At 71.1% G+C, this 13,812-nt stretch carries 12 protein-coding genes and 1 pseudogene; 2 read left to right on the forward strand and 11 right to left on the reverse strand.

Annotated features, from left to right (window positions below; translation table 11 throughout):
- Positions 1–13: 13 nt before the first annotated feature.
- From HED23_RS24210 to HED23_RS24235, 6 genes are read right to left on the reverse strand one after another with little or no spacing between them, the layout of a single operon-like run.
- Positions 14–577 (reverse strand): type 1 glutamine amidotransferase, encoded by a 564-nt coding sequence (locus HED23_RS24210; protein WP_203185490.1) that lies wholly within the window; start codon positions 575–577, stop codon positions 14–16.
- A 10-nt stretch (positions 578–587) separates the two neighbouring features.
- Positions 588–1,391 carry an acetylglutamate kinase gene (locus HED23_RS24215; protein WP_203185491.1) on the reverse strand — a complete coding sequence of 268 codons (804 nt, stop codon included), beginning with the start codon at positions 1,389–1,391 and terminating at the stop codon, positions 588–590.
- Complete coding sequence (gene argC, locus HED23_RS24220; RefSeq protein ID WP_203185492.1) at positions 1,388–2,446, reverse strand: N-acetyl-gamma-glutamyl-phosphate reductase; 1,059 nt, start codon at positions 2,444–2,446, stop codon at positions 1,388–1,390. The genes HED23_RS24215 and argC overlap by 4 nt, the downstream gene beginning before the upstream one ends.
- Entirely contained in the window at positions 2,443–3,291 is an 849-nt protein-coding gene (locus HED23_RS24225; RefSeq protein WP_203185493.1) for an ATP-grasp domain-containing protein, read from the reverse strand. The genes argC and HED23_RS24225 overlap by 4 nt, the downstream gene beginning before the upstream one ends.
- A gap of 1 nt (position 3,292) precedes the next feature.
- On the reverse strand, positions 3,293–3,478 hold the full coding sequence (locus HED23_RS24230; protein ID WP_203185494.1) for a lysine biosynthesis protein LysW: 186 nt from the start codon (positions 3,476–3,478) through the stop codon (positions 3,293–3,295).
- A gap of 47 nt (positions 3,479–3,525) precedes the next feature.
- Positions 3,526–4,677 carry an isopropylmalate synthase gene (locus HED23_RS24235; RefSeq protein WP_203185495.1) on the reverse strand — a complete coding sequence of 384 codons (1,152 nt, stop codon included), beginning with the start codon at positions 4,675–4,677 and terminating at the stop codon, positions 3,526–3,528.
- A 480-nt stretch (positions 4,678–5,157) separates the two neighbouring features.
- On the opposite strand from HED23_RS24235, the gene HED23_RS24240 reads away from it, so the two are divergent.
- Positions 5,158–6,339 carry an acyl-CoA dehydrogenase family protein gene (locus HED23_RS24240; RefSeq protein ID WP_203185496.1) on the forward strand — a complete coding sequence of 394 codons (1,182 nt, stop codon included), beginning with the start codon at positions 5,158–5,160 and terminating at the stop codon, positions 6,337–6,339.
- An 11-nt stretch (positions 6,340–6,350) separates the two neighbouring features.
- A complete protein-coding gene (locus HED23_RS24245) occupies positions 6,351–7,574 on the forward strand; it encodes an acyl-CoA dehydrogenase family protein (RefSeq protein WP_203185497.1) in 1,224 nt (407 codons plus the stop codon).
- 121 nt (positions 7,575–7,695) lie between these two features.
- Here HED23_RS24245 and HED23_RS24250 read toward each other — a convergent pair whose 3' ends face one another.
- The 5 genes and pseudogenes from HED23_RS24250 to HED23_RS24270 all read right to left on the reverse strand — a co-directional run.
- On the reverse strand, positions 7,696–8,799 hold the full coding sequence (locus HED23_RS24250) for a pectinesterase family protein (protein WP_203185498.1): 1,104 nt from the start codon (positions 8,797–8,799) through the stop codon (positions 7,696–7,698).
- A 119-nt stretch (positions 8,800–8,918) separates the two neighbouring features.
- The gene (locus HED23_RS24255) at positions 8,919–10,250 is read right to left on the reverse strand and encodes a pectate lyase family protein (RefSeq protein WP_203185499.1); all 1,332 of its coding nucleotides are present in this window, start codon (positions 10,248–10,250) and stop codon (positions 8,919–8,921) included.
- Positions 10,251–10,335: 85 nt separating this feature from the next.
- Positions 10,336–11,163, reverse strand: a complete 828-nt coding sequence (locus HED23_RS24260; protein WP_203185500.1) for a rhamnogalacturonan acetylesterase — start codon at positions 11,161–11,163, stop codon at positions 10,336–10,338.
- 188 nt (positions 11,164–11,351) lie between these two features.
- Positions 11,352–12,686: an ABC transporter substrate-binding protein gene (locus HED23_RS24265; RefSeq protein WP_203185501.1), complete on the reverse strand. Its 1,335-nt coding sequence runs from the start codon at positions 12,684–12,686 to the stop codon at positions 11,352–11,354.
- Positions 12,687–12,757: 71 nt separating this feature from the next.
- Positions 12,758–13,810 (reverse strand): annotated as a pseudogene (locus tag HED23_RS24270) (pectate lyase family protein); the annotation flags it as partial.
- Positions 13,811–13,812 lie beyond the last annotated feature (2 nt).

Raw genomic sequence — 13,812 nt, forward strand, 5'->3', positions numbered from 1 at the left:
GTACGGGGTGTGCTCAGCGGTACAGGTCGGTGAAGCCGCGCAGGATCTCCCGCCCGTCGGCACGGAACTCCAGGTGCGCCTGGGCGCCCAGGATCCGGCCGTCGTCGGAGCGCAGGAACTCCACCGGGGCGTGCTCGGAGCGCCCGATGGACCGGAAGCCGGGCGGGGCCTGCCGGAGGTACAGGGTGTGCCGGTGAAAGACGGTCACCGTCGGCTTGACGTACGTGAACAGCGGCTCCTCCTTGTCGACCCGCACCTCGAAGCCGCCGACGCGCTGAGGCCCCTCGGCCAGGACACCGCCCTGGGAGACGGCGAGGATCTGCATGCCGCCGCAGATGCCGAAGACCGGGACGTCGGAGCCGAGGACCAGGTCGACGAGCGGCTTGTAGTGCTCCTGGTCGTAGGCGCGGACCTTGGTGCCGCTGAGCACGATCGCCTGGTACCGGCCGCCGAGGCGGGCGGGTATGCCGGCCACCGGCACCGGGTCGGTGTCGGAGCCCAGCTCCTCCAGTCGGGCACGCAGTTGCTTGAGCGAGAGCGTCCCGTTGTTGACAACGAGCACGCGGGGTTTCGCCACGTCGGTCTCCTCAGGTTCGCGTGATGGCGGTTCCGGCACGGCCGGCGAGCAGCTCGCTGACGGGGGCGCTGCCGATGACGACACGTCCGGCCCCGCGCTCCAACGCCTCGCCCGCGGCGCGCAGCTTCTTGCGCATGCCGCCGGTGGCGCCCTTGTCGCGGAAGGCCGCGGCGGCGCCGGCAGTGATCTCGCGGACCGGTTCCCCGTCGATCAGCAGATGGGCGACGTCGGTGACCAGGACCAGGTCGTGGGCGCCGACGGCCCCGGCGACGGCGGCGGCCGCCCGGTCGCCGTCGGTGTTGACCTCGCGGCCCTCGGCGTCCCTGGCCAGTGGGGTGACCAGATAGGCGTGGCCCGGCTGGAGGTTCTTCAAGGCAGATGTGTCCACGTCGGTGATGGGGCCGACGAGGTTCTCCAGCTCGACGAGCTGCTTGTCCTTCCACCAGAAGCGCTCGCCGGGCCCGGCGGTGACCAGGCCGTCGCTGCCCAGGACCCGCTCGGCGGTGATGCCGCGCGCCTCCAGGCGGCCCAGGACGTCCTCGCCGAGTTCGGCGCTGACGGTCCTGATGTCGGCGATGACCTCGGGTGTGGTCCAGCGGCTCTGGTTCCCGTAGCGGTCGCGCAGGATCGCGAACGGTTCACTGTAGTGAGGGCGGAGCTTCCTGAGCGGTTTGGACCAGCCGTGCACCAGGACGAGGGGCCGGGACCCGCCGTGCCCGGCGAGGTCGTCCCACCAGCTGCCGGACAGCTCCTCCAGGCAGCTGCCGCCCAGCTTGACGACGGTGGGGGCGGTACGGGGGCCTGTGGTGGTCATGTCGGCATCACCGGCTGCATGGTCAGGCCCGTCTCCTCGGGCAGGCCGAAGCGGAGGTTGAGGGCCTGGACCGCCTGCCCCGAGGCTCCCTTGAGCAGGTTGTCCAGGGCGGACAGGACGACGATCCGGTCGCCTTCGGGGTCGTGCAGGACCGTCACGTCGCAGTAGTTGGAGCCGATGACGGCCTGCGGGTCGGGCACTGGGATAAGCGTCTCGGTGTGGCGTCGCACCCGCACGAACGGGTGGCCCTTGTAGAACCGCGAGTACGCGCGCTGCAGCTCGCGTTCGGTGACCTCGGCGTCGGTGAAGACGTACGCGCTGGTCATCAGGCCGCGCACATGCCCGACGCCGTACGCGGACATGGACAGCGAGCCGACCTCGCCGGGCTTGCTGCGTCCCAGGAAGTCGCTCACCTCTGCCGCGTGCCGGTGCCCGGTGGGCGCGTAGGGGGCGATGGCGCCGCTGCGCAGCGGGTGCAGGTCCGGCACCCGCAGGTGCAGCCCGCCGCCGCTGGAGCCGCTCTTGCCGTCCACGACGACGTTCCTCAGGGGCAGGCCGAGCCCCAGGGTGAGGGGTGCCAGTCCCAGCGTGAGGGCCGTGGCATAGCAGCCGGGTACGGAGATCAGCGCGGCGTGCTCCAGGCTCTCGCCGATCAGTTCGGGCACCCCGTACACGAAGCGGTCGGCGAGCTCGGTGGTCCGCGGCACCCCGGGGTACCAGCGCTGGTGGAGCTCCGGGGTCCGGATCCGGAACGCCCCGCTGAGGTCGATCACGCAGGCGACGCGGTCGGCGAGCCCGGCGGCCAGCCGGGCCGAGACCGAGGCGGGCGTGGACAGGAACACCACGTCACAGGTCTCGGCGATCCGGTTCGCGTCGACCGCTTCGACGGCGAGTCCCAGGTCGAGGCGCAGCCCGGGGTGGAGCTGGGCGGGGCGGCGGCCCACGCTGGAGTTGCCGCCCAGATAGGTGAGTTCGAGCTCCGGGTGCTGGAGCACGAGCCGGAGGAGTTCACCGCCGGCGAGTCCGGAGGCTCCGACGATTCCTGCTCGGATCATTCGAGGGTCTCCTGTACGTGGCGGATGACGGCGGCCGAGATGTCGGCGTCCGTCGTGGAGGCGACCCCGCGCCAGGCGGGCGCGTGGTTGACCTCGTTGACGAGGTGGCCCGACTCGGTGCGGAACAGGTCGACGCCGTAGACGCCGGGGCCGAGCCGGTCCACGACCGCGTCGACGACCTTGGCCACCTCCGGGTCGTGCGCCAGCGAGCGGCTCTGGTTGCCGAGTGCGGCGTTGCTGCGCCAGTCGGCGCCGGCGCTCTCGAACTCCGCGGCGGCGACGATCTCCCGCCCGACCACCAGGCAGCGCACGGAGCCGCCACCGAGGTAGGGCTCGAGCAGGCACGCCTGCTCGAAGGCGTGGCCCAGGTCCTCGACGTAGTCGTACACCGAGTGCGCCAGGTCGGCGTCGCGGACCAGGGTGACCCGCTTGCCCATGCCGCCGTAGACGGGCTTGAGCACGGCGGGGGTGCCGAGGTCGGCCAGCGCCTTGCCGTAGTCCTTGCGGGACAGCACGAGGCGGAAGTCCGGTACGGGGACACCCGCTTCGCGCAGCACGGCCCGCAGGACGAGCTTGTTCTCACACGCGTGGATGGCGGCGGCGGTGTTCAGGACGGGCGTGCCGTCCGCCTCGGCGAGGGTGGCGATGAGTCCACCGCGGGTGTAGCTGCGGCTGCGCACCAGGACGGCGTCGTAGCCGGCGAGCGGGGAGGAGCCGGCGGAGCCGAGGCTGAGGTCCTCGTCGTTGACCCAGTCGATGTGCAGCCCGGCCTGTTCGGCCGCCCGCATCAGCCGGCGTTCCTCCCACCCGACCCGGTCCGCGACGACAGCGATCCTTCTGCCCATCTCACTGACCCCAGTCGCGCAGGGTGACCTCGACCATCTCCAGGGTCAGCCTGCCGTCGGCTATGGCCTCCACACGCAGCGTCAGCATGCACTCGGGGCAGGACAGGGTCTCGCCGACGAGGATCGGCGGCAGGGTGAGGCCGGTCTCGCACTCCGGGCAGACACCGGACAGGGTGGCGGTGGTCATGGGTGGACTCCTCTACGGGTACGGGGGTGACAGGAGGACGGGGTGGCTCAGATGTTCTGGAAGTCGACCGCGGCCTTGCGGATCGCGTCACGGTCCAGCAGCGGGGCACCCGCTGCTTCCTGCCGGGTCACGAGCCAGGGGGTGAAGGCGTCGATGTCGACGACGACCCCGGAGTCGTCGAGCGCCCAGCGAACCAGGGCGCCGGTGAGCCGGGTTCTGACTCTCAACTCGCGTGTGTTGCCCACGAGTTCGGCGGGGAGTGTTTCGTAGGCCTCCGGGTGGAGCAGCTGACCGGGCAGCTCGTACGCGAAAGCGTGCGGGGTGGTCGGGCCGGACTGGAAGGCCTCGCCCAGGCCCGCGCCGCGCAGGGCGAGGCGGGAGAGCTCGGTCAGATGGGTCAGGTCGAAGCGCCGGTCGTCGTGGATCACGCGCAGTGCGGTGAGCAGTTCGGCGAGCGGAGCGTTCCCGCCGCGCTCGCCTATGCCGCCGACGGTCGCGGAGATCCAGCGGGCGCCGGCGCGTACCGCGGCCAGGGAGTTGGCCACGGCCATGCCGAGCATGTTGTGCGAGTGGATCTCGATCTCCGAGCCGTCGATGGCGGTGATGTCGGAGATGACCTTCTCCATCTGCCATGGCGAGAGGTACGCCACGGTCTCGGCGAGCCGGAACCGGTCCGCACCGGCGTCGAAGCCGGCCTCGACGTACGGGACCAGGCGTTCCCCGGGCGTGCGCGCACCGTCCTCGCCGCTGAACGTGACGTGGAAGCCGCGGTCCTTGGCCTGGGATATCGCCGAACGGGCCACCACGTGCAGGAGCTTGGCGCTGGGTGAGTCCAGCTTGAGCTTCGCGTGCTGCTCCGAGGTGGGGATGGAGTACATGATGTGGCGCACACCCAGGCGTGCGGCCTCGTCGAGGGCGGTGGCCACCTGATGGCGGTCGCGGACCACGACGAGCGTCATGCTGCGCTCGGGACCGATGGCCTCGTGGGTGGCCTCGATCAGTGCGGCGTCCTTGGAACCGGGGCCCGAGATCATGCCGACCTCGACGAGATCGATGCCGGTCCTGACCAGGAGGCGGGCGATCTCGGCCGCGTCGTGGGACTTGAACTCGACGCCCGCCATGTGCGCGGAGTCGCGCAGTGTGGCGTCGGACAGATGGGGCGGTACGGGAAGACTTGTCTCTGCGGGGGTGACTGCCATGGTGCGTTCCCTCTCTTCCAGGCTTTCCGGAACGGCCTTTCGACGGACCGTTCCCGGGCGTGCTGCTGAATAGGCGGCCACTGGAATACGGGGGGACCGTTCCCTGGATCGGCACGCCGTGGAGCGCTGAACAAAATGATGCAAGCACCCGGTGGGCTGGGGCAATGCACGTCGTGTCAAGTCGCGCCAAGGAACGTCAGGACAGGTCGGTGCCACTGAAATCTGAATGACACGGCGTCGAGTTACGTAAAACTTCGCTCATTCGTCCGATAAATCGGCGCCCCGGACCGAATGAGACCGCCGCCACCCGGCTATGGTGACTCCATTCCCCCACGGCCCGCCTTCATGACCCGCCTTCAACGGCTCGCATTCATGAATCCGCCGCCGGCCGGGAAATCCACGTACGCGAATTCAAGGACGCCCTTTTCGAAACCCGTGCACGCCGGGGCCGGGAAGGCCCCGTGAACGAGGGGAGATCCAATGGTGCTCGCACAGCCCGAACTCCGTACGGACCCGGAAGAGGCCACCGGCGCCGGCCCGCTCGAACGCTCCCGTGAGCTGGCCGGCCGTCTCGCCTGGCCGACCACGGCCGAACGTGACCGTGAACGGATCTGGGACCCCGCGCTGTTCGCCGAACTGGCACGCGCGAGACCCGGGCCGTCCCTGGCCGGCCCCATGGTGCCCGCGCCCCTGGGCGGCGGCGGCAGCACCGCGGCCGAGGCACTGGCCCTGCTCGAAGGGCTCGGCGAAGGCTCCCGCGATCCGGGGCTGGCCCTGGCCGTGGCCGTTCACGCGGTCCTGGCCACCGTCCCCCTGCGCGCCCATGGCACGCCGCGCCAGCGCGAGCGCTACCTGCCGCGCATGGCCTCCGGCGAGTGGTTCGGCGGGCTGTCGCTGCGCCAGACGCACGGCGGCGCCGTCGCCCCCGCCGTCACCGCGCGCCCCGCACCCGCCGGGCAGGGCGGCTGGCTCCTGACCGGCCGCCTGGATCTGGTGGCGGGCGCGCCCGTCGCCCACCACTTCCTGGTGATCGCCGCACACCAGGGCGGCGGCCGCACCACCTTCCTGGTGGACAGGGCCACCCCGGGCCTGCTGGTCACCGAGGGCGGACCGGCGGCCATGCCCACCTGTCCGTGGGGGCACCTCCTGCTCGATGGAGCCCATGTGGACGAGGAGTCGGTCCTGGGCACGGTCGAGGGCGCCCCGGCCGAGGTGGAGCCGCTGCTCGCGGTGCTGGACTGGGTGTACTGCGGTGCGCCCTGGCTCGGCGTCATGCGCGCCCTGGCACGGGACGCCCTGGAGGCCGCGCGCGGCCGGGAGCTGTTCGGCCGCCCGCTCACCCACGACCAGGCCACCCGCTTCGCGCTCGCCGACCTCGCCACCCAGGTCGAACTCGCCGAGGGCCTGTTGCGCCAGACCGCCGCCCGGCTCGACGACGGCGGCGCGCTCCCGCTCCAGGAGGCGGCCGCGGCAAGGCTGTTCGTCGCCGACGCGGCGGTCCGGGTCACCCGGGCGGCGGCCGGCCTGACCGGGCCACTCGCCGGGACCGGCGACGGCCTCGCCGAACGGGCCCACCGCGACGCCCTGTTCCTGTCCCGCACCGGCGGCGGCGCGCAGGTGCTGCGCCCGGTCGTCGCGGCTTCCATGCTCGGACTCGGCTGAAGGTGAGGACCATGAACGACCGACCCCGCTCCGAAGAAGACACGCCGGCCTTCCCGGGCATCGCGTCCCGGGCCGCGGCTACCGACACCGAAGGCCGGATACCGGCCGCGAACTGGGATGAGCTGGTCGACAGCGGGTACCTGCGGCTGTTCCATCCGGCGGAGGCCGGCGGCTCCGGCGCCGGCGCCGACGCCCAGTTCGACGCCATGGAGGCGCTGGCCAGGGCCTGTTCGGGCACGTACTGGTCCGCGACGGTGTCCGCACTGCTGTGCGGCAGCCTGATCGCGACATACGGCAGTCTCCGCGACCACGAGCGGCTGCTGCGCCCGCTGCTGTCCGGCGAGGGGACGGCCTGCTTCGGCATCGTCGAGCCGACGGCCGGCAGCGACGCGAGCACCTACCGCACCACGGTCCGCCCGTCGGGCCGGCCCGACGGCGGGTATGTCATACGGGGCGAGAAGTCCCGTATCACCAATGCCCCGACCGCGGACCTGGCCGTCACCCTGGCCCGCCGCGACAAGGGCCCCGGGGACGACGGCCCCGACTGGTGCCTGGCCTTCGTGAACCTGCGCCAGCCGGGGGTGCAGCGCTACGAGACCCCGCACATGGGCCTGCGCGCGATGCCGTGGGGCGGGCTGGTCCTCTCGGACGCGTACATCCCTGAGGCGGACGTCGTCCCTGTCCCGTTCCAGGCGCTGTCGGACGGCATGACGTGGGGCTGGCTGCTGGTGTCGATCGCGGCGATCGCGACCGCCGAGGCGGCACTGACGGCGTCGGTGCGCCACGCCCAGGCACGGGTGTCCTACGGACGCGCCCTGGCGCACATGGAGGGGGTCCAAGCTCAACTGGCCGACTCACGGGCACAGTTGAACGCGGCCCGGGTTCTTGCGCGCCGGGCCCTGCGTGAGCGCGCTTCGGGCAGTCCGGCGCGACAGCTGATCGGCATGCTCAAGGTGTACGCCACCGAGCTCGCCGTGGAGATCACACAGCGGGCGGTGCAGATCCACGGCGCGTTCGGCGTGACCCAGGGCCACGAGGTGGAGCGCCACTACCGGGACGCCCAGATGAACGTCATCGGCGCCTTCGCCTCCAACCGCCTGCGGGAGCAGCTGGCCGAGGGCCTGGGTCTCGGCCCGGCGGTCTACCAGCCGTTCGACTGGCTGGCCCCGACGGGGCTGCGCCACCACCCGGTGAGCCTGGACGGCGGGACGCGCGCGGTGCACAGGGTGGCGTGACGGAGAGGTGAGGGAGCCCCGCGCCGGGAGGCGCCCCCACCGGCGCGGGGCCCGTGCCCGCGCCGGTGGGGACGGGCAGCGGGCCGGGCCGGCGGGAGTACCCGCCCGGTGGTCCCAGGCGTCATGCGTACGGGCGCCAGTCGCCCAGGTGCCCGGCCACCGTGTGCGCGCGGGCCTCGGAAGGGGTCAGCTGCGGGCGGTTGCCGGGGACGGTGACGCGCGCGCCGGGACCGGAGTTGCGGTACTCGGCGAAGCGCTGTTCCTGCCAGGGGAAGCCCGAGGACATCGTGCCGTACGGCGTGACCGCGTCGATGCCCGCGCCGAGGTGGCTGTCGCGGACGGTCAGCATCGGGTGCGCGGTGAGGTCGGACGAGGGCACCCAGGGGCGTGCCAGCTTGTAGTACGCGTCGGGGGCGGTGCTGGTGATCCGGGAGCGCAGGACCAGGTAGCCGCGCGGGTTGGCTCCGGCGGTGCTGGGCGCGAAGACGAAGCCGTACGGCGCCGAGGCCAGGTCGGTGCGCGTCAGGGTGCGGAAGTGGCAGCGGTCGTAGACGGCGGTGGCGCGGCCGAAGACGAAGTCGACGTCCCCCTCAACGTAGCAGTCGCGGTAGTACTGCCGGGCGAACGCGGTGAGGGCGAGGGTGTCGGCGTACAGGGTGTCCTGGTGGCCGAGGAAGCGGCAGCCGAGGAACGCCGAACGGTCGCCCTGCACCTTGATCGCGACGGCCTGGGTGCCCGTGTACTCCGGGTTGTCGGTGCGCAGCCAGTCGTTGGCGAAGGTCACGTCGCGGGCGGTGAAGCCGGCGGCCTGGACGGTGACGGTGGCGGAACCGCTCGTGCCGAGATTGCCGGATCCGTCGGGCTTCGGCGTACCGGCCGCGTTGTCGTGGACGATGACGGTGTCGCGAGGGTCACCGCTCGCGCCGATCAGCGTGAGCTCCGCCCTGGCGGAGCTCACGAGGACCGTGCCGCGGTAGGTGCCCGGGGCGAGCACCAGGGTGTGGCCGGTGCCGGATGCGGCGTCCACGGCGGACTGGACATCGGTGTGGTCACCCCTGCCGTGCGGGTCGACGTACAGCGTCAGGGCGTCGAGCCGCCGCGACGGCGAACCGTAGCGGCCGAAGGGGCGGGGGCGCGCGGGCCCGGCGTGGGCGGCGGGTGTGCCGAGGGTGAGGGCGGCGCCCGCACCCGCGAGCAGGGTCAGCGCACTGCGTCTGCTGGGCATGGCGGTACTCCTTGCGAGGAGAGGAAGGCCGGAGCTTGCGAGGAGAGGCAGGCCGGAGCGGCGCCTTCCGGGGTGTTGGAAGGGTGCGGTGCCGCTCCGGCCGGTTCGGGGGGGGTGGGTCAGCGGACCGACGGCTTGCCGGCGCCGGCGCCCAGGCCCACCAACAGCGGGACGGCGATCGGGTGGCTGACCTTCGTGCGCAGCGTCGGGGTCCAGCCGGCGCCTTCGGTGAGCTGCTCGGTGGGCACGCCCGCGTTGTGCACGGCGATCAGGTCGGTCTTCCGCCCGTTGACGTAGTTGTTCTCCGCCGTGAGGGAGGACTCGGACCACTTCTTGAGGATGGTCGCCTTGTCGAAGCCCTTGGGGACGGTGAACGCGTTGTGCTCGGCGACGAGCTTCGACTCGGCGCCGATGCCGTACGTGTAGCCGTAGGCGGCGCCCTTGCTCGCGACGAAGTGGTTGTTGTAGGAGTCGACCTGGCCGAAGCGGACGCGGGGCGCGCGCTCCTTCACGTCCTTGAAGAGGTTGTGGTGCAGCGTGACGCGGAGCTTGCCGCGGTCGCTCGCGCCGGCGCCGTCGCTGTTGCCGATGAGCATGGTCTTGTCGTGGTCCTTGAGGACGTTCCACGACACGGTGACGAGGTCGGCTCCGCGCACGATGTCGAAGAGGCCGTCGTGCTGCTGGTAGATCTGCCCGAAGTAGTGGGGCTGGTCCGCGTCGGGGCGGTCGCCGTCGCTGAAGGTGTTGTGGTCGACCCAGACGTGGCTGGATCCGTAGACGACGAGGTTGTCGTACTCGGAGTTCCAGGCTCCCTGGTCACCGTCGGTGGGGTCCCACTGGGGGAAGCAGTCGTAGGTGTCCTCGAAGGAGATGTTGCGGACGATGACGTTGGAGACGTTCTTGACCTGGAGGCTGGCGCCGATGACGGTGGCGTCCTTGCCGACACCGACGAGCGTGGTGTTGGAGGGGACGTTCACGTTGACCGCGGCCGCCTGCAGCTTCGCGGACGCGGCGCGGGCGTCCTCCAGCGGGCCCGACGGGACGTCGGCCGTGCCCCAGACGGCCGGGTCGTAGGCGGCGAGGTACTTCTCCAGGGTGTAGCCGTCCTGCTGGTACGCCTCGCAGCCGATCGGGGTGCCGGCGGCGTCGGAGTTGCCGTGGACGGTGCCGGCGATCCTGACGATCTTCGGCGCGTCCCCGGCCTCCTCGAAGGCGGCGATGAGCTCGGCCCGGTTGGTCACGGTGTAGACGTGCTCGGGGGTGGCGGCCGCGCCGCCCGTGGTGGAGCCGTCGGCGGAGGCCCAGCCGTCACCCGCCGGGAGAACGGAGCGCTCGATCCCCTTGCCGTGGTGCTTGGGGGCCGCCTGGGCGGGGAGGGTCACTGCGAGGGCCAGCGAGGCGCAGCCCATCACCACGGCGGTGGCGCGGACGTGTCTCATGCGTGCGGGCATGGCGGATCCTTAACTGTCGTACGCGGAAAGGTGCGGGTGAACAGCGCGGCGACGCGCGAGGAGCGGAGAAGCGGGGACGGACGGATCAGGCCTGCGGCCAGGTGATCCACGTCCCGGGCACCGGCTCGTCGAGACGGCGCAGGTCGCGCGGGGTGAGCACACGCCCGTCCAGCAGGGCGCGGGCGGTCGTCCTGGCCACGTCCACGGCCCCGGCGGGCCGGAAGTGGGTGTTGTCCTTCTTGCCGTCGGGGTAGTTCGGCGACTCGCCCGGCTCCAGCCAGTTGAAGTAGGCCTCGGTCCCGTCGGGGCCGAGTTCCTGCCAGCGGGCGAGGGACAGCGCCTGGATGTCGAGCAGGGTCACACGCTCCTCCGACGCGAGGGCGCGCATCGCGGCGGGGTACTCCCCGTGGGTGGGCCTGGCGGTGCCGTCCTCGGCGAAGCGCCGGCGTTCGACCGGGGTGATCAGCACGGGCTCCGCGCGCCGGGAGCGGGCGCCCTCGACGTACTGGCGCAGGTACTCCTGGTACGTGGTGTACGGGTCGGTGCCGCGGGCGGGGTCCTCGGTCTTCTCGTCGTTGTGACCGAACTGGATCAGGACGACGTCGCCCGGCCGGACGCCGTCCAGGAGGGCGGTGAGACGGCCCTCGTCGATGAAGCTCTTGGAACTCCGGCCGTTCACCGCATGGTTGGCGACGTCGAGCGTACGGCCGAGGAAGAAGGGAAGGGCCATGCCCCAGCCGGTCTCGGGCGCGGCGTCGGCGTACTTCTGGGCCGCCGTCGAGTCGCCGGCGATGTGGATCGTCCTGGGCCGGGGCCTGCCCCCTCCGCCACCGTGTGCGAGTGCGGGGGTGGCGCCGAGGGCGAGGGGCAGCGCGAGGAGCGCGGCTGCCGTCTGTCTACGGGTGAGTGACACAGGATGACTGCCTCTCTCGGAGGACAAACGTGAGGAGGACGAACGTGAGGTGGTGCGTGGGAGAGGTGGTGCGTCGGAGGTGGTGCGTCGGAGGTGGTGCGTGGGAGAGGGACCGGCGGCGGGGTGCGACCCGGACCGCCGCCGGTCCCTCGGTCAATGGGGGCGGGGCTGGGGTGGGACGGCCGGGGTCAGCCGTTGCCCAGCTCCTTCCACTCCTTCTGGGAGGCGTTCAGCTCTTCGGCCATCTTGTCCAGGAAGTCCTTGGCCGTGACCTTGCCGAGGAGCAGCTTCTGGAACTCGGGCTCGTTGTCGGCCTTGCTGATGTTGTTCCAGTCGGGCAGGTAGTACGGCAGGTCGACGATCTTGGTGGAACCGTCGGTGAGGGCCTTCGCGGCGAGCGAGGTCGGCTCGGACTCGTTGATCCACGGGTCCTTTGCCGCCTCGGTGTTCGCCGGGATGGCGCCCGCGGACTTGTTCCACTTGCTGTTCGACTCGTGCGAGGCCGCGAACTCGATGAACTTCCAGGCCGCGTTCTTGTTCTTGCTGGACCGGAACAGGCCGAGACCGTCGACGGGGTTGGAGACCTGGACGCGCGCGCCGCCGTCCCCGATGGGGGCGGGTATCCCGGCGAACTTGTCCTCGCCGAGCGCCTTCAGGTGGTCCTGGTAGGAGCCCAGGTTGTGGCTGAGCATCCCGATGGTGCCGGTGTCCCACTGGGCGACCATCTTGGTGAAGTCGTTGTTGACGTCGGCGGCCGGCGTCGTCTTCTTGAAGAGGCCCGCGTACTTCTCCAGCGCGGCGACGTTCTTCGGGTCGTTCAGGGTCGTCTTCTCGCCGTCCCAGAACTCCGTGATGCCGCTCTGGCCGTAGACCGCGTCCAGGGCCTGCGCGATGGAGCCGGCGCCACCGCGGATGGTGTAGCCGAACTTGTTGTCCTTCGCGTCCGTGAGCTTGTCGGCGGACGCGTAGAAGTTGGCCCAGGTGGTGGGCGCCTCCAGGCCTGCCTGCTCGAACAGGTCGGTGCGGTACCAGAGCACACCGTTGTTCGCGGAGGTCGGCACGGTGTACATGTCGTCGCCCCGGCCGGCGGCGGATCTGACGCTCTCGGCCATGCTCTCGACGAGCTTGCCCTTCAGCGACGACTTCTCCAGCCGGTCGTTGACCGGCTCCAGGGCTTCCTGGGACACCATGTTGGCCAGGTACGCGGTGCCGACGCCGCCCACGTCGGGCAGGCCGCCGCCGGCGATGGCCGTGTCGTACTTGGACTGGACGTCGGCGATCGGGATCGGGACGTACTTGACCTTGATGTCCGGGTTCTTCTTCTCGAAGTCCTTGATGATCTCGGTCCAGATGGCGGTGCGTGGACCGCCGTTGTTGTCCCAGAAGGTGATCTCGCCCTTCCCGCTGCCCTCCGTGCCCGTGTCACTTCCGTCGTCGCCACAGCCGGTGGCGGCGAGGGCCAGGACCGCGGTGAGGGACACCGCGGTCGCGGCACGCCCCCGGAGCGTCTTCGAGATGTTCATGTCGGCTCTTCTCTCTCGGATCTGTACGCGTACGTGGGGGGAGGTCAGTGGTGTGTGCGGTGCGGCGCAGCGCCGATGTACTTCTGCGGGCCCGAGTTCCGGGTCACGAGCTTCGGTACGTCGGCCGCGCGGTCCAGCGTGTACGGGTAGAAGTCACGCGGTTCGAAGGCGGCGCCCCAGGTGTCGGTGCGGCCCGTGGTGTTCTTCAGGACCGATCCGCGCTGGACCAGTTCGGCCGTGGTGTCGGCCTGGAAGGGATGCTGGACGTCCCGGTAGTAGCTGTTCTCGATGACCATCTTCGTGGCGCCGCGCGCCCAGTTCCCGTACGTCCACAGCGGGTCCCCGTCCGCTACCTGCGCGGAGAGGTAGTTGTTGTAGAGGTGGGCGTAGGCGCAGTTGTCGGCGGAGGGGTTGCGCTGTTTCGTGCCGCTGAACCAGTTGTGGTCGATCGTGATCTGTGTGGTGACGTTCTCGGTCCAGCCGATGCCGAGCGCCTTGTTGTGGCTGTCGAAGTGGTTGTACGAGACGGTGATGTACTGGCTGTCCTTGCGGATGTCCAGCAGTCCGTCGCCCATGTGCGTCAGCCGGTTGTGGTCGATCCAGACGTGGTCGGCCGAGTCCATCTGGATCGCGTCGAAGTCGCTGGTCTTCCCGTCCCAGTCACCTTCCACGTAGGAGTCGCGGATGGTGAGGTTGCGGATGATGACGTTGCTGGTGCCGGGGTTCAGGTGGAGTTCGCCGTGGACGATCTCACCGGTGTCGCCGGCCCCGACGATGGTCTTGTCCGACGCCACGTCGATGTCGGCGCCGAAGGGTTCGACCGCGATCGAGCCGGCCACCCGGATGACGTAGGGCTCCTCCGCACCGGCGTACTTCTCCAGGCCCGCCTGGTCGGTCACGGTGACCACCTCGCCGCCCCTGCCCCCGGTGGTGCCGCCCGCCAGCGAGGCGAAGCCGTGCGGGGTGCCGGAGCCGCCGTGGTGCGCGGCGGGCCGCGCCCCGGTGGCCGCCGCCGCCCCGCCCGGGGTGGTGGGCAGGAGGAGGACGGCGGCGAGGGCGAAGGCCGTGAACAGTCTTCTCGCTCTGGTGCGCTCGGTACGGAGGTGCGTCATTGCGGCTCCCATAC

The sequence above is a fragment of the Streptomyces pratensis genome (genome assembly GCF_016804005.1).
GTDB classification, from domain to species: Bacteria; Actinomycetota; Actinomycetes; order Streptomycetales; family Streptomycetaceae; genus Streptomyces; species Streptomyces pratensis_A.